This is a genomic window from Faecalibacterium sp. i21-0019-B1 (genome assembly GCF_042852915.1).
In the GTDB taxonomy this organism is placed as follows: Bacteria; Bacillota; Clostridia; order Oscillospirales; family Ruminococcaceae; genus Faecalibacterium; species Faecalibacterium taiwanense.
On sequence record NZ_AP031425.1, the window covers coordinates 2405047 to 2422569 of the forward strand.

General features: G+C 48.1%; 21 protein-coding genes and 2 pseudogenes. 7 read left to right on the forward strand and 16 right to left on the reverse strand.

Annotated features, from left to right (window positions below):
* Positions 1–62 precede the first annotated feature (62 nt).
* The 3 genes from ACGHP1_RS11980 to ACGHP1_RS11990 all read right to left on the reverse strand — a co-directional run bounded on the left by ACGHP1_RS11980 (position 63) and on the right by ACGHP1_RS11990 (position 2320).
* Positions 63–1409, reverse strand: a complete 1347-nt coding sequence (locus ACGHP1_RS11980) for a relaxase/mobilization nuclease domain-containing protein (RefSeq protein WP_002569184.1) — start codon at positions 1407–1409, stop codon at positions 63–65.
* Positions 1370–1699 (reverse strand): plasmid mobilization protein, encoded by a 330-nt coding sequence (locus ACGHP1_RS11985; protein WP_002569185.1) that lies wholly within the window; start codon positions 1697–1699, stop codon positions 1370–1372. Before ACGHP1_RS11985 ends, ACGHP1_RS11980 begins: the two co-directional genes overlap by 40 nt.
* Before the next feature lie 267 nt (positions 1700–1966).
* Positions 1967–2320, reverse strand: coding sequence for a helix-turn-helix transcriptional regulator (locus ACGHP1_RS11990; protein ID WP_002569186.1), 354 nt, complete (start codon positions 2318–2320; stop codon positions 1967–1969).
* A 384-nt stretch (positions 2321–2704) separates the two neighbouring features.
* Between ACGHP1_RS11990 and ACGHP1_RS11995 the strand changes: the two genes are divergently transcribed.
* The 7 genes from ACGHP1_RS11995 (at position 2705) to ACGHP1_RS12025 (ending at position 7538) form a co-directional block, all read left to right on the forward strand.
* Positions 2705–2884, forward strand: coding sequence for a cysteine-rich KTR domain-containing protein (locus ACGHP1_RS11995; protein WP_002588768.1), 180 nt, complete (start codon positions 2705–2707; stop codon positions 2882–2884).
* 23 nt (positions 2885–2907) lie between these two features.
* Positions 2908–3897: a 23S rRNA (adenine(2503)-C(2))-methyltransferase RlmN gene (gene rlmN / locus ACGHP1_RS12000; RefSeq protein ID WP_002569187.1), complete on the forward strand. Its 990-nt coding sequence runs from the start codon at positions 2908–2910 to the stop codon at positions 3895–3897.
* Positions 3898–4147: 250 nt separating this feature from the next.
* On the forward strand, positions 4148–4333 hold the full coding sequence (locus ACGHP1_RS12005) for a hypothetical protein (protein WP_009243795.1): 186 nt from the start codon (positions 4148–4150) through the stop codon (positions 4331–4333).
* 101 nt (positions 4334–4434) lie between these two features.
* Positions 4435–4875, forward strand: coding sequence for an RNA polymerase sigma factor (locus ACGHP1_RS12010; RefSeq protein WP_002569188.1), 441 nt, complete (start codon positions 4435–4437; stop codon positions 4873–4875).
* The gene (locus ACGHP1_RS12015) at positions 4856–5116 is read left to right on the forward strand and encodes a helix-turn-helix domain-containing protein (RefSeq protein WP_002569189.1); all 261 of its coding nucleotides are present in this window, start codon (positions 4856–4858) and stop codon (positions 5114–5116) included. The genes ACGHP1_RS12010 and ACGHP1_RS12015 overlap by 20 nt, the downstream gene beginning before the upstream one ends.
* Positions 5117–5533: 417 nt before the next feature.
* Complete coding sequence (locus tag ACGHP1_RS12020) at positions 5534–5761, forward strand: transposon-encoded TnpW family protein (protein ID WP_004613661.1); 228 nt, start codon at positions 5534–5536, stop codon at positions 5759–5761.
* 100 nt (positions 5762–5861) lie between these two features.
* Entirely contained in the window at positions 5862–7538 is a 1677-nt protein-coding gene (locus ACGHP1_RS12025) for a recombinase family protein (protein WP_002569190.1), read from the forward strand.
* A gap of 63 nt (positions 7539–7601) precedes the next feature.
* Here ACGHP1_RS12025 and ACGHP1_RS12030 read toward each other — a convergent pair.
* From ACGHP1_RS12030 to ACGHP1_RS12090, 13 genes and pseudogenes are all read right to left on the reverse strand, one after another.
* Positions 7602–7784, reverse strand: a pseudogene (locus ACGHP1_RS12030) (recombinase family protein); the annotation flags it as partial.
* Between the two features lie 136 nt (positions 7785–7920).
* Complete coding sequence (locus ACGHP1_RS12035) at positions 7921–8112, reverse strand: transposon-encoded TnpW family protein (RefSeq protein WP_005932101.1); 192 nt, start codon at positions 8110–8112, stop codon at positions 7921–7923.
* A 12-nt stretch (positions 8113–8124) separates the two neighbouring features.
* Positions 8125–8964, reverse strand: coding sequence for an ATP-binding protein (locus ACGHP1_RS12040; RefSeq protein WP_054324685.1), 840 nt, complete (start codon positions 8962–8964; stop codon positions 8125–8127).
* A complete protein-coding gene (locus tag ACGHP1_RS12045) occupies positions 8961–9701 on the reverse strand; it encodes a phage replisome organizer N-terminal domain-containing protein (RefSeq protein WP_005933730.1) in 741 nt (246 codons plus the stop codon). Before ACGHP1_RS12045 ends, ACGHP1_RS12040 begins: the two co-directional genes overlap by 4 nt.
* Positions 9691–9885 (reverse strand): hypothetical protein, encoded by a 195-nt coding sequence (locus ACGHP1_RS12050; RefSeq protein WP_006573562.1) that lies wholly within the window; start codon positions 9883–9885, stop codon positions 9691–9693. The genes ACGHP1_RS12045 and ACGHP1_RS12050 overlap by 11 nt, the downstream gene beginning before the upstream one ends.
* A 174-nt stretch (positions 9886–10059) precedes the next feature.
* Positions 10060–11679 carry a relaxase/mobilization nuclease domain-containing protein gene (locus tag ACGHP1_RS12055; protein ID WP_390509505.1) on the reverse strand — a complete coding sequence of 540 codons (1620 nt, stop codon included), beginning with the start codon at positions 11677–11679 and terminating at the stop codon, positions 10060–10062.
* Positions 11651–12049: a plasmid mobilization protein gene (locus ACGHP1_RS12060; protein WP_002569238.1), complete on the reverse strand. Its 399-nt coding sequence runs from the start codon at positions 12047–12049 to the stop codon at positions 11651–11653. The genes ACGHP1_RS12055 and ACGHP1_RS12060 overlap by 29 nt, the downstream gene beginning before the upstream one ends.
* Positions 12050–12673: 624 nt before the next feature.
* Complete coding sequence (locus ACGHP1_RS12065) at positions 12674–12877, reverse strand: helix-turn-helix domain-containing protein (RefSeq protein WP_003505336.1); 204 nt, start codon at positions 12875–12877, stop codon at positions 12674–12676.
* Positions 12867–13313: an RNA polymerase sigma factor gene (locus ACGHP1_RS12070; protein ID WP_003505338.1), complete on the reverse strand. Its 447-nt coding sequence runs from the start codon at positions 13311–13313 to the stop codon at positions 12867–12869. The genes ACGHP1_RS12065 and ACGHP1_RS12070 overlap by 11 nt, the downstream gene beginning before the upstream one ends.
* A gap of 204 nt (positions 13314–13517) precedes the next feature.
* Positions 13518–14285: a class I SAM-dependent methyltransferase gene (locus tag ACGHP1_RS12075; protein WP_390509507.1), complete on the reverse strand. Its 768-nt coding sequence runs from the start codon at positions 14283–14285 to the stop codon at positions 13518–13520.
* 50 nt (positions 14286–14335) lie between these two features.
* The gene (tet(W), locus tag ACGHP1_RS12080; protein WP_005924790.1) at positions 14336–16255 is read right to left on the reverse strand and encodes a tetracycline resistance ribosomal protection protein Tet(W); all 1920 of its coding nucleotides are present in this window, start codon (positions 16253–16255) and stop codon (positions 14336–14338) included.
* 645 nt (positions 16256–16900) lie between these two features.
* Complete coding sequence (locus ACGHP1_RS12085; protein WP_005924798.1) at positions 16901–17041, reverse strand: Maff2 family mobile element protein; 141 nt, start codon at positions 17039–17041, stop codon at positions 16901–16903.
* A gap of 136 nt (positions 17042–17177) precedes the next feature.
* Positions 17178–17426: pseudogene (locus ACGHP1_RS12090) on the reverse strand (type IV secretory system conjugative DNA transfer family protein); the annotation flags it as partial.
* Between the last annotated feature and the right edge of the window lie 97 nt (positions 17427–17523).

Here is a 17523-nt window from a genome sequence, read left to right on the forward strand (position 1 = left end):
CTCAACGCTCCTCTGCTTTTTGATAGCCCTATCATAGCACAGCGGCGGGGATTTTGCTATCCTTATCCGCGTTCTGTTTCCTTTTCCCGTTCCGGCTGTCTGTCTGCCTGTAAAATGCTGTCAATGTTCTGCTTGATAATATCATATTCCCGGACTTTCTTTTTCAATTTTCCATAGTCGGCGTAAAGGGCTTCTTTCTGCGCTTGGAGGGCTTCATACTCCGATTGCAGCGCGGCGAGGTTCGGGAGCTTCGCAATGCCCGCCGCTTTCAGTGACCTTACGGCGGCTTCATGGAGGATAATTGCCTGTTCCTGTCCGGCGCGGTACTTCTCCCTGTTCCTTGCCTTGCGGTATGCGTCATAGACAGGCTTTGTCTTTTGATAGGTGGAAACATTCTTGATAAGCACCGCCATTTCCGCAAGCCGCTTTTCGGCGTTCTTCAATGCGTCTGCCGCCTGTCCGCTTTCCGCTGCCATTTCCTCAATCCGGCTGACTAAATCCGCGTACTGCTCAATCTTATGTTCCGTCAAGAAATTCATTGTTTTAGCTGCCTGTTTCAGATTGTGGATTTTCGCCCACTGTTCATAGCCCTTACTCTGCGCTGCCTTGATACTGTTCTCAATGTCGATAAGCAGCGACACGCCGCGCTGCTCTCTGGGAGCTTTCGCCACCTTTGTCCGTCTGCCCGCTATCCGTTCCCTTACGGCTTCCTCTGTATAGTCTGCGCCGAGGGTTTTAAGGCGGGTGAAGCGTTCCTGTCCGGGGGCGCGGCATGATACATATTTCCCCGGCTTTATCTCATAGCCCGCCGCCTGTAACCGCGTTAGCAATTCCTCAAAACTGGAAACTTGGGGGATAAGCGCGTCAACAGTGGTTTTCAGCTTGCCTTTCCAACTTGTACCCGTCTTTTCTGCCTGGTACTCCGCATAGCTCTTTCCCTTGCTGCCCTTGCCGGGGACGACAACGGACAAGCCATTTTCCCGGCACAGCTTGTCGCTCATGTTCCGTATGCCGTAATAGCTCCTTTTGTTGGAATTGTATTTATGGTGGTCTACAAAGTTCACCGCGCAAAAAATGATATGGTTATGGACGTGTCCTTTGTCAATGTGCGTCGTGAGTACATACTCATGCTGCCCCTTTGTTACCGCGTCGGCAAGCTGCTTTCCGATTTCATGGGCTTTCTGATAATCGACTTCCCCCGGCTCAAAGGACTGTATCAGATGAAAGGCTAAATTGTTCCCCTTTTGGAGTGCTTGCGACAGGGTATATTCAAACTCAATATCTGCCGTTTCATAGGAGCAACCGAAAGAGGACACAAGCATTTTCCCGTCCGTCTTGTCCGGGTTTTCGATATAGTCAAGGGCTTTGCTTAGAGTGCTTTTAATAGGCTTAATCTTTGTAACCGCCATATCTCCGCAAGCACCCCCTTTATTTCCTCTATGTCCTCTTGGTATGCGTTCCCCGTCGCGTTTACGCGGCGTGCTATCTGGTTGACGTTGACACCGATTTTCTGTATCTCTGCGGTCATAGCCTTTATATCGGCGTGGTCTATCTGAATGATATACCCGTCAATGGCAATCTTCCGCAGATACGCCGCCATGTTCCGGGTGGGTACGAGCTTCATTTTTTCCAGTATTAAATCCCGTTCCGCTTCCGTCACTCTGAATTTGATTTGCACTGTCCTTTTGCGTCCGTCCATGTGTTCGCTCCTTTCCTTTCCGTTCCGAGGGTTTGGGACACTTCCCAACAAGCAATTTTCAACCGACGCGCCGCAGCGCGGGAGGGCGAAAATACGGAAGTGGTACCCGCTTCCTATGCTTGCTACGAATGTTTTTATCCTTTAGGCTCTTATCACCTACTACGGAGAAAAAGCGATTTTGCCAAACTTACGCAAAAGAAAAACGCTGCAACCTCAAAAAAGATTACAACGCTTTCTAAATCCTGTTCAGTTTTAAGTCGGACATTCCTATTCGCCCTCTTTTTCGACTTCGGAAATCTCCTTTGCCGTTGCGGTTACAATCCGTATGCCTGTATCGCTCATACCGTCAAGAAGCGCGTCAAGCTGCCGCCGCTGCGTGTTCTTCTCCGGCGGCGTTTCTAAAAGGAATTGGTCTACGGATATATGGTAACGCTGTATCAGCTCAAAGAATATCTGTAAACTTGGGTGCTGCCCCTTGTTCTCAATGTTCGCAAGGTAGCGCGGCGAGATAAACATTTCGTCGCCTACTTTCTTGCGGCTCTCCTTGCATCCCTCACGCGCTGCCTTTATCGCTGCCCCAAAAGCCTTAAAGTCGTATCGTGGTACTGGTCTTTTTGCCATAGTTATTCACCCTATTACATTTTACTGTTCCCCTTTCTTCTTGGATATGTCTACGTAGTTCTATCAGTTAGCCAAAATAATTCATATATATATATGTTGACAACAAGCTGCTTTTGTATATAATATTATATAAAAGGGGGGGAATGTTTATGTTACATAGCATGCGTATTCGATAAGCATTGAAATCAAAAAAGATTTTTCCCATTTTCAATATGGGCTTTTTTGTCATGCTTATTTTGCGTATGCTATACAACAAAACTAACGACGTATAGACATAGTATAAAAACTATGCCTTAATTTTGTTGTAGTATTATATGTATAAATGCAGGTCAATGCTCATGTTGAGAATTGACCTGCATTTTTTTGCGCAAAAGGAGAAATATTATGCTTGAAAAATATTGGATAAAATGTCCAATTTGTAACGGAAAGACGAGGGTTCAAGTATTTTATAATACGGTATTAAGAAATTTTCCTCTTTTCTGCCCTAAATGTAAATTAACGCATATCGTTGATGTTGAAAAACTAGAAATCATAATCAAAAACTCTGAAAAACAAACTTTTTAATTTTGAAAAGGAAGGATATTTAAATGAAACACTTACCTAAAAGTACACCTACGGAAATATTGAATGACCCATACGGATTTACTTACAAAGAAATGTCGGAAGTAATTGGAGAGGATAAAGCAAGAGCCTTATATACGGAATTGTATAAACAGCCATTTCACAAAGAAAATCTATCAATATCAACAAAAAAAGTCTATAAAAGTAGCGATACTGAAAAGTATGTTTATGAATTGAAAGATAACAGGTATATTGAAACGGTTTTTATTAAACGGCGAGATGGTGGGACTGTTTGCGTAAGTACGCAAGTTGGTTGTTCTGTTGGCTGTATTTTTTGTGAGTCCGGACGCAATGGTTTTGTTCGTAATCTAACACCGTCTGAAATTGTGCAGCAGGTTGTATTGATACGTCAAAAAGTAAATCGTATCGTTTTTATGGGAATGGGAGAACCTTTATTCAATTACGACAACTTGATTGCAGCAATCCATATTCTTCGAGATAGAAATGGACTTAACTTTCCAACCGACGGCATTACCGTATCAACAGTTGGTCCAGTTAATCAATTAAAAAAATTGCGCGAAGAACATCTAAAAATTCAGTTGACAATATCTTTACATGCAGCAACACAGGCTGCGAGAAACTGTATCATTCCTCATATGCACATGTACGCTATTGAAGATGTTGTTAAGCAAGCATTGTCCTATTCTCAAAGGCATAATCGAAAAGTGGTATTTGCGTATTTGCTTTTACCAGGTATAAATGACCGTTCCTCAGATATAAGGCAACTTGCAAAATGGTTTAAGGGCAAAAATGTTATGATTAACGTGCTGCAATACAACCCGACGAGTAATTCAAAAATTAGAGCACCACAAAAACAAGAAATGGTTGCGTTCAAACATCAATTAGAGCAAACAGGACTTGAAGTTACCATGAGAGTTTCTCATGGTAGAGAGATTAAAGCAGCTTGTGGACAGTTAGCTAATACATATAATAAAGCCAAAAAACAACAGAAATAATTTAATTAAAAGAGCCAGACGCACAGACGCAGAGCCGATAATATGCAGTTTGAAATACTGCTGTTATCGGCTCTTTTTTGATTTTAATTTGTGCCCCTAATAACCATATTGGAGCAAAATCAGAACTGTTGCTTGTCGTTCTTTGATTTCCGCAGCAGCTTTGAAAAATCAAAGCCGCCGTTTCTTTTTATCTTCTAATGAAATGACGCGGTATCACTGTTGAAATCGGCGGCTAAAGGAGGTAGCCGCCATGAAGCAAAAAGCATATCGACAAAATCCGACAGTTATTGACTTATCAAAAAAAGCCCGCCCACCACCGGGGGAAACTACGCTTATATATATGAACTGTCTAATCATCTGGATACTGCTTACAATGCCTATGCGCCCGTCCGGGCTTTTCGGACGGGCGCATTTTGTACGTTCAAAAAATTTTTGAAGAAATTTCAAAAAATCTTCGGCGTTTTTGAAAAACGCCGTATTGCCCCGCGAAAAGGGGGGAAGCACCACCAACTTTCCAACGAGAAAGGAGGTGAGAATGTGGAACCTAATAGCAGGGAGTTTTACAAACAGTGTGCTTTTCAGAAGTTTTGTAATACGGTATTGCACAATGAAGCTTGCGACACCCATAGAGAACTTCGCAGACACAAGGCAAAGGAAGTGACCTTTTCCGACATGACCTTAGACGAAGCGCGGCAGCTTCATACGTTTGATGAATATTTCAAACGTGAAGCCGCCGAAACCGTCTTTGAGAAAGCCGGGAAGAAAATCACGCCAAAGCTGCTTCTTGAAGCAATCCGTACTTTGCCGGAAGAAAAGCGCAAAGCCATATTGCTGTATTACTTCGAGGGAATGAACGATACCGAGATTGCGGAGCTGTTCAACACGTCGAGAAGCACGATACAGTACAGGCGGACAAGCTCTTTTGAGAAATTAAGAAAATATCTGGAGGAAAATGCTGATGAATGGGACGAATGGTAACGAACCCGGCTACCCGGAAAATGCCCTTGTTCCTTATCCTGTCATTGTGGCAGCGACAAAGGGCGACCCGGACGCCATGAAGATTGTCTTGCAGCATTTCAGCGGCTACATAGCCCGCCTCTCCATGCGGAAGCTGTACGACGAGCGCGGGAACGTCTATTTTGGCGTAGACCACGACATTCGGGAACGGCTGCAAGCAAAACTGATGATGGCTGTCCTCACCTTTAAGGCAGAGGAATAAACCGCAGCGGCGGCGGGACGCTTTCTCTCTCCCCCTTTTCCGTTCCGCTGCTGACGCGGCAGCAAAGCCATTCTGAACCTTGACAAAGAAAGCGGCGCAAGATAACGGCGGCGCAGCATAGGGCAAATCGGATACGTTCCTTTTGCGCCGAGCCATACGGCGGGTGCGCCATGACGCTATCCGGGTGAGGTTATCCCCGCCCGGACAGCCGAGCGACCAACACCGCGCCGGAAAGCAAGTGTAGCGGCTTGCGGGCGACGACACGCAGAATATACAATGATACTTCCTTACAGCCACAGTCCGAGCGTTAAGAGCGTCGCAGGCAATGGGTAGGGCGGCATGAGAACCATGCCGGGGTGAAATTCCCATGAGGTTATGCTAATAACCGTCCGATTAAAGCCTTTGTTTTATTGAATAGTGGACTTGCTGCTATTCATAGACTATATTATATGTTTGCGAAAGAAAGGGGGATTTTCTTTGACGCAAAACCAAACGCCCGTTACCACAACGGAGCATAAAATAGGAAAAGTTACTTACCTTGTATGTTCGTCCGCAAGTGAACGCGCAACGGACACACTGGATAAAAAGATAAAAAAACTCATTCGCAAAGACATGGAACTGAACCCCGCAAACGCCCGGAAATAGGGCGTTTCTTCACATTTTATACATGACACAGGCAGCGGTATGTGGTATAATATAGACAGTACAAATACCATGCTTGTCTGTCGTCGGAAAGGAGGACAAAATGTTACAGACAGACAAGATTACCGCTTTATATTGCAGATTGAGCCAGGAAGATATGCAAGCCGGGGAAAGCGAGAGCATACAGAACCAAAAACTGATTTTACAAAAGTATGCTGACGAACACCACTTTTTCAACACGCGCTTTTTCGTAGACGACGGATTTTCCGGCGTGAGCTTTGAGCGTGAGGGGCTTCAAGCCATGCTGCATGAGGTTGAAGCCGGGAACGTGGCGACCGTCATAACAAAAGACCTTTCCCGTCTGGGACGTAATTATCTGAAAACCGGGGAGCTGATAGAGATTGTCTTTCCCGAATATGAAGTGCGCTACATTGCCATTAACGACGGTGTAGACACAGCAAGGGAAGATAACGAGTTTACCCCTCTGCGGAACTGGTTCAACGAGTTTTACGCCCGCGACACCTCAAAGAAAATCCGGGCTGTCAAACAGGCAAAGGCGCAGAAAGGCGAGCGCGTCAACGGCGAAGCTCCTTACGGCTACCTTATCGACCCGGATAACCGCAATCATCTGATACCCGACCCGGAAACGGCGCACGTCGTAAAACAGATTTTTGCAATGTATGTACGGGGCGACCGTATGTGTGAAATCCAGAACTGGCTGCGGGACAATGAAATACTGACCGTCGGGGAACTGCGCTACCGCAGGACAGGGAGCAAACGCCACCCCCGCCCACAGCTCAACGCATGGTACAACTGGCCGGATAAGACGCTGTACGACATTCTGACAAGGAAAGAATATTTAGGGCATACCATAACCGGGAAAACCTACAAGGTATCTTATAAGTCGAAAAAGACGAAAAAGAACCCGGAGGAAAAAAGGTATTTCTTCCCCAACACTCACGAACCTTTGATTGATGAAGAAACCTTTGAACTTGCACAGAAGCGGATTGCCACCCGGCAACGCCCGACAAAGGTTGATGAAATTGACCTGTTTTCCGGGCTGCTCTTTTGCGGGGACTGCGGCTACAAAATGTATGCAGTACGCGGAGCCGGGACGCTTGAACGGAAACACGCCTACACTTGCGGCAACTACCGCAACCGGGCAAGAAATGATATGCTCTGCACTACGCATTATATCCGCAAAAGCGTATTGAAAGAACTTGTCCTTGCAGACTTGCAGCGAGTAACGTCTTATGTGAAAGAGCATGAACAGGAGTTTATCGAAACAGCCAACGAGTGCAGCGCAAAGGCAGTACAAAAGACGCTGACACAGCAGCGGAAAGAGCTTGACAAGGCGCAGAACCGTATTAACGAGCTGAACATCTTATTCCGCAAGCTCTACGAGGACAACGCTTTAGGGAAACTTTCAGATGAACAATTTGCTTTTCTGACTTCCGGCTATGATGAAGAAAAAAAGACGCTGACCCGGAGGATTGCGGAGCTGTCACAGGAAATCGACAACGCCACCGAGCGCAGCGCGGACGTAAAAAGGTTTGTCGCACTGGTACGCAGATACACAGCGATTGAAGAACTGACCTACGAAAACGTCCATGAATTTATTGACCGTATTCTTATTCACGAACTGGATAAGGAAACGAACACCCGCAAAATCGAAATCTTTTATAGCTTTGTCGGCAGAGTTGATACAGGTGACAAGCCTACCGAAAGTATCTCCTATTTCAGACAGATAGGAGCCGACGTAAAGAGTTATGCTATCTAACATACATCAAAAAGAGGTAAGATAACACCCTCTGCAAAAAAGGTATCGTTATCTTACCTCAACAAAGTTCGCACCAGAATAACCATCGTCCGTGTACCAGCGCAGATTGGAAAAACCGTTCTGCTTTGCGTAGGTTTCAAGAATACGCTTCTGGTTGGAAATGGAATTGCTTTCGCCTTGCAGCTCGTCCTCATGGGATAGTCTTGGATAAAGGGCAGTGATTTTCTGGGTGGTCTGTCTTAACATAAAATCCTCCGTTTCCGACAGCCAGCCCCACTATTCCGTATTTCGATTATACCACATGGGGCGGCTGTCTGTATAGCGGCTTCTGCTTCTTTACCGCCTGTCAAAATGACGATTTTTTACTGTGCGGCTTGTAGCGTTAGGGCGAAAGCTGGGCTTTGTGTCCTGCGGCGGCTTCCGCCTCCAGCACTTTCATCATCTTATCGGCTGCGGTGTCGGTGGTATCTTTTTTGAAAAAGCCGGAAACGATAAGGACGGTGTTGCCCATGCGGATCTCTGTCACGCAGTCCGGGCGGCGTTCCGGGGTGGTGTTCTGCTTGTTCTCTGCCATAGGCAACTCCTTTCATTTCATCAATTCTTTTAGTCTGTTCAGCTTGGCTTGCGCCGTTTCACGGCGGAAGTTCTCTCCCGTAAAGAGGATAGGGGCGCACATTTCCAAAAGGCGGTCATAAATCCGGGCATGGGCGGTGTCCAGCGGATTTTGCAGGCTGTCCAATGTCAGATTGGTGGTAACGATTAAGGGCTTGCGGCTGCGGTAGCGGCTGTCAATCACATTGTAGACCTGTTCTAAACCGTACTCTGTGCCGCGCTCCATTCCAAAATCATCAATGATAAGCAGAGGAAAACGGCAAAGACGCTCGATATACTCGTTGCGCCCCTCAAAGCTGGCGGTCAGGTCATTCAAAATCGCAGAGAAGTTCGTCATGCGGACAGCGACTTCCTGCTCCATGAGGGCATTAGCGATACAACCGGCAAAATAGCTTTTTCCTGTGCCGACCTTGCCCCATAGCAGATAGCCGATATTTTCCTCGCGCATGATTTCCCAATGCTCCACATAGAAGTGTGCAATCTCCATTTGCGGGCATTTCCCGTTGTCGTTGGCGAAAGTCCATTCCTGCATGGTAGGATTGGTAAATCCCCGGCGTTTCAAGTCCTCCACGGTGTCAAGGTGCTTTCTGCGCTGTTCGGCGGCTTCACGCTCCAAACGCTGGGCTTTCTGGCAGTCACATTCTGCCGGGTGGCGGTCACGCCCAAACAAGGCGGCTTGCTTTTCCGGGAAGTAGGCTTCTTTCGGAGTGTGACACTTGCCGCAGTAAAGCAGTCCGTCCTCGCCCATGTAGTCCTCCGGCTGTGGGGTAACAGCCGTCATATTCAAAACTCGTTCTGTAAACAGATTACTCATAAGCTCTCGCCCTCCTTGCAGGTGTATTCGGGTATGCCCTGTTTCGGGGCAGCCTTTGCGGTATCGTCTGCCGCCCATCTGCGAATAGTGGCGGCGTGGTTTTTATATTTCTTGCCCGTGGACGCGATATAGCCGGAAAGCCGCTCAATATAGTACGCCCATTTTTCGGGCAGCTCCGCTTGCAGTTCGGAAAGCTCCGTATCAGTCAGAAATACATTCTCATATCTGCCATAGCTGCGGGCGAGGGCTTGTCCCTTTAACTCTTCCTCTTTTTCTAACTCTATATCTATCTCTTTCTTTATCTCTATCTCTGGTGGACGAATGTCGGACAAATGTCCGCCATTTGTCCGCGGCGGCAAAAGTGCCTTATTTTCAAGCCTTGCGGCGCGTTTCCGTTCCGCTTCGGTAGAGGATTGACCGATCATCAGCTCGATGTCGGTCATATAAAGCAGCCCGCAGTCAAGCTGCTCCACAAGCCCTAACTGCTGGAAGATGGCTAATGCCCGTTCCACCGTCCCGATTTGGTGACGGGTCAGCGTGGCTATCATCTGGGCGGTATAGGGGATATGCTCGTCAAGCTGCAATCTGCCGCCATTTTTCAGCGATTTTAAGTACAGCTTCAAGAGGATATTGGAATACAAAATCCCGTCTTTCATGTCCTCCAACAGCACAATGGAATCGCTGTCGAAGAAGTTTTCTTTCAGTTTGAGGTAGTAATATTTGCGGTTATCTGCCATTGGCGGTGTCCTCCCTGTGTTTCCATCTCTTAGAGAAATACCGGGGGCAGAGGACGATAATCGCCCGGAAGCTCTGCTTGCAGCCGTGTGTGCAGCCCCGGCAAAGGTCATTGTAGGTAATACGGTTTCGGTGGTTGAGGAAAAAGCTCCATTCCAACCGCCGCTTTTTGCTCATACGTGGCATTTCTCGCTCCTTTCTGCCGTTTCCGCTGGTATAAGCGGATAGGTCGGTAAAAATGTAGTTTCTCGGTGTCATTTTCGGGGATTTCCTGCGCTGTGCGCCCCGTTTCAAAGGTGGGCAGTATTGCGGATAGGGTGCAGGGCATATCCCTGTTTTGGTATCGTTTCGGGGCGGTTTTTAACGCTCATGTTCGTGCTTTTTCTCTCTGTCTTTCTCGCCTTGCAGGATTTGAGAAAGATTGCTTTTCACGGTATGCAGCTCCTTGACACGGGCTTTTTTCTCCCGGTATTCGTTGTAATGGGCGTTCTTTTCGGCGGTAAGCTGCTCGATTTCCGCTTGCAGGGCTTTATGGCTTGGCAGCTTGGAAACGCCATGCGCCCGGAAATAACGGGTGGCTGCGTCCGCTATGATAAAATCGCTTTCGTGCCGTTCCCGATAGGTGCTGCGGGCTTTCTCCGTTTTCTGTGCTTTCAGACCGTCACGGGCAGGCTTGGTCTTGGCATAGGCAAGCACCTGTGTCTGAAGCTCCTTTTTCTCCCGGATAGCAGCGTCCAGGGCTTTCAGCTTGGCGGTGCTGTCCTGTAAATCCGCATTGGCAGATACCAGGGCTGCGTCCAGCTCCTCCGGCGAATAGCCGTACTGCCCGTAGGCGGCAACGGTAGCCGCCATTTGTTTCAGATTGTGGACTGCCGCCCAGCGGTCATAGCCCACGCCTTTTCCCTCCGCTCGTTTTGCCGCCCGGTCAACCATGCGCTGAATACCGTCCTTTTCCGGGGTGGTTTGGACAGCTTTTTTACCCTGCAAACGCTCCCTTATGTTGCGGGGGTATTCGGGTACGGTTGCGGTCTGCTCGGCGGCTCTGTGGGCGTTCTGCGTAAGCAGGACAAGGACAGCAGCCTTGTCAAAATCGTCCCCCAGCTTCCGGGCTGTGATAGGCTTTGTCCTGTCCGGCGTGAGGTAGGAAAGCCGCCCCCGGCTCTCCTTGACGGTCACACCCTCCCGCAGCAAAAGGGAAGAAAATTCGTCAAAGCTGCCAGCTTGGGAAAGTGCCTGCCGTATCGTCCGGCGCAGCTTCGCCTTGTCCGTTTCAAACTTGGTGGGCTTGGTCGGCTGTCCTGCGGCTTCTCTGACAGCGTTCTCTTTATCAAGGGCAAGCTGTCCTTTCTTTGCCGCCCAGTATTCCCGTTCGGTTATCCGTTCCTTGCTGCCGCTTAGGAGGTCGATTTGGTAAAGCCCCTCCCGGTGGCACATCTCCATGACTTCACTCTTGAAATATTCCATAGCGGCGTTGGTGCAGCGGTGCTTGCAGCCCTCCCGTGTGTCGGCTGGTCTGTCCATGTAGGGCAGAAGCGGGACTTCATAAATCCGCAGGGAGTTGATGACGATATGCACATGGATATTGCCGCTGTGGTTATGCCCGTCCGGGTGGGTGCAGACTAAGGCTTGGTGTCCGGGGAAATGCTCTTTACAGAACTGCTCGCCCAGCTCCTGCGCCCGGTCTACGGTCAAGCCGTTGTCTGTCCCGTCCCGTGGGTCAAAGCTGATGATATAGTGGTGGCTTTTCACATCTTCCCGTTTTTGGTTTTTCTCATAGCGGAGATTAGCCCGCATACAGGCAACAGCGAAATCCTCGCCCCCACAGTTGAGGGAAGAAATGCGGTAATCCTCCCTCGGTATCAGCCGCCCGTTTTCATCAAGGGTGGGCTTCATGGTAAACTCGTCATGCTCAAATGTGAGATAGGCTTCCGCTGCGCCATAGTCCGCATTTTTAGAGCTGATATGTTTGAATGTTGCCAACAGCGTCACCCACTTTCTGCAAGACTTCAAACTTTAGGGCAGCAAGGTCGGAAACCGCCGCCCGTACCTCCCCGGCAAGCTGCGGGTAGGGGCTGTGCCACTCGTTCAGCGTCCGGGCTATCTGGTTTAAGTTGCCGCCGATCCTGCCGTATTCGGCGGTCAGCTTCCCGACAGCGGCAAGCAACTCGTCATTGACGGGGGAAACGGTTATGATGGGGCGTATGGCTGCCCCGGTTATGGCTTGCCGGATAAACTCGGCTTGGCTCATGTTGTAAGCAGAAAGCCTTTCCGCAAACTCGGCGTATTCTTCCTCGGTCATGCGTGTCTTGACTACCCGGCTGCGGTGCGGCGTGTTATATCGTTTTCGCATGGTAAAACCTCCTTCGGCTGTGCGTGGTGTCCTCTCACTAATAGGAGAAAAACAGGGTGTAAAGCGGAACTGTTTTTGAAAAATCCGAAAAATTATTTTGAGGGATTTTCCAGCGGCGTAAGCCGCATAAGCAGGGTTTGGGGAAGGCACTCCCCAACAAGATTCCCGCAGGGGCAAAATGAGCGATAAGCGAATTTTGGTACTGCGGTAGAATCTTGCTCTGAAAAACTCCGGCGTTCCCCGGCTTCCGTACTTTCCGCTAACAAGACGTTTCAAAAGGGCTTTGCTACCCGCTATTCCGGCATATCTTGAAAATTTTCCTTTCACTACCTACAACACCACGCAAAGCAAAATGGACGGAGATTTTTAGAATTTCCCCTTATTCCCTACAACACCACGCAAGCCGAAAAAGGCGGACAATGGCAGTATTTTTTTCTTTGATACCCTCCACGGATAAGTAAGGGATTTTGCCAACTGCGGCGGCAATTTTCCCTTTTGTTTTTTCATACTGGGGATTTTCAAAAATGCCAAACAGGAACGAAAAAAAGCAGCAAATCTGTTGAATAGATTTACTGCTTTCTGGTTGCCGGCGAAGCGGCGGTTATTCAGTTGTAGGCGGTAGGGCTATCTCCCAAAGCGGAACTTGAAAATAGCTGTGAGAAGCGTCTGGGTGATGTAGTCCTCTGTATCTTGGTCTACCCGTCCATTCACACGGGCGGCACATTGTATGCGGCGGCGGTAATACTGCAATACAGTTCCCACCGCTTCCGGCTCCCCGCTGGTGGCTTGGACGATTGTTTCATAGGGGAGAAGCCTATTATTTCTCATATGCCATTCCCTCCATTTCCGCTTGGAGCTGCCGTAGGACTTTTCGGATATGGTAGCCCGCTGTGCTGCGGCTGCGCCCGTACTGTCTGCCAATTTCGTGCTGTGGAATACGCTTGAAAAAGGACAGGTAAATCATTTCCCGCTCCCGTTCGTCCAGCCGTGACAGGGCTTCCGCAAGTAAGCCGCTGCTGAAAATGACCGTATCGCCGCAAAGGGTAAGTATGTATTCCTCGTCCGGCTCCGGGGCTTGGAAATATTCATCTGTCGTGCCTAAAGGGTAGTGCTTTTCGTCTGTGAGGTATTCAAGGGATATTTCTCTTTTGTGCTTCCTGCTCCGTGTCCTCGCTGCGTTGATCGTTGCATTTCGGATAACGACTTTGCAAAAGGCATGGAAAGTGTACTCGATATGTTCCCGATATTCTTCTGTACAGGTCATGGAAAATCCCCCTTTCCTCCCAAAAGGGCTGTGGCTGGTTAGTAGTTGCTTTTTATGATAGTAAGGGGCGGCAGCACTTTAGGCTGTCGCTCCTTGACTGCCTAACTGCAAAACCGGGCGGGGCTGTCAACGGCGGGCGAAGCCCGTTCATCTTGACCGTTGACTGGCTCGGCCAGGTTTGCTATTTATCCGGCAAACTTGAATTTATTTTAAGCTATCACGTTTTACCTTTTTAAGCCTTACTATCATTACCATAGGAATTTCTTTGTTGTTTTTGAAACATTCTTCATAAAATCCATCAATGACAAATCCAGCTCTAAAACAAAGGTTAAAAATATCTTGTATGGAACGATGATAATAAATCTGCTCTTTCGGTTGCCCTTCAATCGCTATATCATAGTAACTGTGCGGTGTCATATATTTTTCAGTCAACGTGACAAAACAAGGGTGTTGCGTTGCAAAGACAAAAATTCCGCTTTCCTCCAACAGTTCATAAACAGCCATAAGAAGTGGTTCAATATCCGTAATATCCATAATTGCCATATTAGAAACTGCTTTCGTAAAGGCTCGATTTCTTTTTAATTCTAATATACTTTTTCTATCGGTCGCATCCGCCACACAAAATTCAATTTGTTTTGCATATTGTGATCGCCGTCTTTTAGCCAATTCTATCATTTTTTTGCTGTAATCAAAAGCGACAACCGAAGCGCCTCTTTGTGCAAGATACGAAGAATAATTTCCATTGCCACACGCAATATCCAAAATGTAATCCGCAGGATTAGGAGATAGAAGTTCCGTTACTTTGGGACGCACTACCTCTCTGTGAAATTCATTAGATTCGTCACCCATTGCATTATCCCAAAATTGTGCGTTCTCCTCCCAGATTTTTTTACTTTCCTCTGTTCCCATGTTCTCTCCCACTCCCCAAATTTGCTTTTTTGCTTCCATTAAATCTTCCTTACTATATTCCATTGTTACCCTCCATAACTTCTGATTGTTGCCGTCTTGACGATTATGTATCTTTACATTACCTTCTGAAACATATGGCGCACCTTGTCCAGGCGGCTGTTTGGACGGCGGGGCTGGATGACTGGCTTGCCGACAGCGGCCTGATACCCTTTCAGTTCTGTAAGGCATACGCTCTGCCCGTTGGTGTAAAAGGCCAGATCAGTACGGTATGCCTGTATACAGCGGGCGGGAATCTCGCCAGTAAAGACAACTTCATCCTTTTTTACCTGGACCGTTTCGATGGTGGCACAGTATTTCGGTGCATCATGATAAGCCCTGGAAAGATATTCCCGGGGCGCATAGAGGGTGAAGGAGAGATAAGGTTCCAGCAGTTGCGTCCCTGATTCCTTCAATGCCTGTTCCAATACAATCGGGGCCAATGAGCGGAAGTCCGCCGGCGTGCTGACCGGACTGTAATAAAGCCCGTATTCAAAGCAAATCTTACAGTCCGTTACGTTCCAGCCGAACAAGCCCTGCTCCAGCCCGTAACGGATACCATCCCTGACAGCGTTTTGAAAACTCTGGTTCAAGTATCCCAGCGAAACCCGGCTCTCGTATTGTACACCGGAGCCAAGCGGGAGTGGTGTAACAGACAGTCCGATGGATGCCCAAAACGGGTTGGGCGGCACCTCGATATGGATGGTGTGGCTGGCTGCTTTGAGCGGCCGCTCCATATAAATGACGGTGGGTTCCTTTACCACTGTTTCAAGCTTGTATTTTTCCGACAGCAAAGCGGAAACAACCTCCAACTGCACCCGGCCCAAAAAAGAAAGAATGATCTCATGGGTGATGGAATCCACCTCGCAGCGCAAAAGCGGGTCAGTATCCGCAAGTTGCGTAAGAGCGTCCAGCAGCCGTTCTCTTTGCGCTGCCGTTTTCGGCGCAATCGACGTCCGCAGCATGGGGAGGGGGTCCTCACGCCACCTTTTACGAGGGAGCCGGGTTGGGTCCCCTAATACATCGTTTAACCTCACGCTGTCGCTGGGAAGGATAACAATTTCACCCGGATAAGCGGTGTCTGTCCGAACAATTTCCCCTTTGGATGGAATACGCATCTCTGTGATTTTCAGCTTTTCTCTCCCGGCCAGGGCCACCGTATCCCGCAGGCGCAGCGTTCCGCTGTATAGCCGTAGATAGACACGCCGCTGGCCGCAATCTGTATACTCCACCTTGAAAACGCTGCCGCATAGGGCGGCGCTCCCCTGTTCCCCAATCGGTTGGAACAGCCCTGTCACCGCATCCATCAACGGTTGAATGCCAAGGCCCTTTTTGGCGCTGCCATAATAGACCGGGAACAGGGAGGCGTCTTGAACCCGCCGCTGTTCCTCCCGCACAAGTTTTTCCCGGCTGATTGGTTCTCCTGCGATATACTTTTCCAATAATTTATCGTTATTTTCGATGACCGCATCCCATGCTTCTATGTCGGTATTTTCCTCCAGGACTATTTCCGGGGACAGCGACACCGTCTGCTTGATGATAATATCGGCGGAGAGCTTATCCCGAACAGACTGAACCACGCTCTGCAAATCAACGCCAGCCTGGTCGATCTTGTTGATAAAGATAACGGTGGGAATGTTCATTTTCCGCAGGGCATGGAACAGAATACGGGTCTGGGCCTGCACGCCATCTTTAGCGGAGATCACCAAGATGGCCCCATCTAAAACAGCCAAAGAGCGGTACACCTCCGCCAAAAAATCCATGTGGCCGGGCGTATCCACAATGTTGACTTTACATCTGTGCCACTGGAAGGAAGTGACTGCCGCTTGAATGGTAATCCCACGCTGCCGCTCCAAAAACATGGTGTCCGTCCTCGTTGTCCCTTTTTCGACGCTCCCCGGTTCTGAAATGGCTCCGCTGGCATATAGCAGGCTCTCCGTCAAGGTCGTCTTTCCAGCGTCTACATGGGCAAGAATTCCAATATTGATTATTTTCATGTGATTGTCCTCCCTTTACTGCCCCGAAGGGCATAAAAATCCCCAGCAGTAAAATACTTTTACCACTGGGGATGATAATTTGCGGACATACACATATACAGCATACACCTGTTTGTGAGTGCTGTTTTTGGGGATATGTCAAAATTGATAAGGCAAAAGTATTCTTAAATTGGGTACAAAAAACTAAGCCCCTACAAAAGGGACTATCATAATCCTTTGTTCCCACTATTTGATTATAGTTTTATTTAAGAATACCTTGCCGCATATTTTTTACTCCTTTTCTGGAATTGAATTATTATATCACATCAGTTTTAGGAAAACAAGTATCTAAAAGAAATTTTTCTTCCCCTTATATGTAACAATCATACCGGCTTCCTAACGTTCAGAATGGTTTCTACTGTCTGCTGCGGTGTTTGGTTGGAATTGTCCAGCCAAAAGCCGATCCGTGGTGTTGTCTGCATTTTACTAAATACAAATTCAATGTATACAGAAAGAAATATATAAGGAGTGGGAGGGATTCCGCCGTAGTCGGCATTGTAGGAAAATCCAAAAGTTTAGATTTTCTCAAAATGCTTATCTTTTGGTCTTTGGTTCGGAATAGTGTAGTGCTGGCGGTCTATCTATTGTTTTCGGTTGCTTGCTTCTTTACCGTACATGAGCATTTGCGGAGGGATTATCGCCGCCGTAGCCTTCCATGAGGTTGACAGCACCCCACACGCCCAGACCGGCACCCAGTGCCACGACCAGAGTCTTCAGAACGTCCACTGCACTATTGAAAAATTCCATATTTCGTCTCCTTTGTTTGGCAAAAAGTGACCCTGCGCACACCCGAAACCTACTTGTGAACTGCCGTAAACTGCGGCAAGGGCTGATTTTCTGGTGCGCCTTTTGGGTCAGGATAAAAAATAACCGCTCGTCTTTGTCAGGCGGGCGGGAGTGAATCAACATCCACGAGGACGAACTGGTCGTCCGTGCGGATTTTTTCTTTATGGCTCAGATATTTTTCAATATCCAGAGCATTTTTGGGGTCAGCATCCGATGTCATTTTGTAGTTCGGATGTTGGGTCAGATCGTATTTATCCGACAGAAAGGGTCTTACACCGCGCAGCTGCAAGATGCACTTGCCGCCATCCAGCACCGCCAGCTCATCCCGGCTCATAAGTTCCCTGCCGTAAAGTCAAGTGATGAATTCGCAAAAGAAAAGACCCTTCCCGTCAAAAAAACGAGAAGGGTCACTATAATCAATGTTATATCGTGTGAATTTTCAA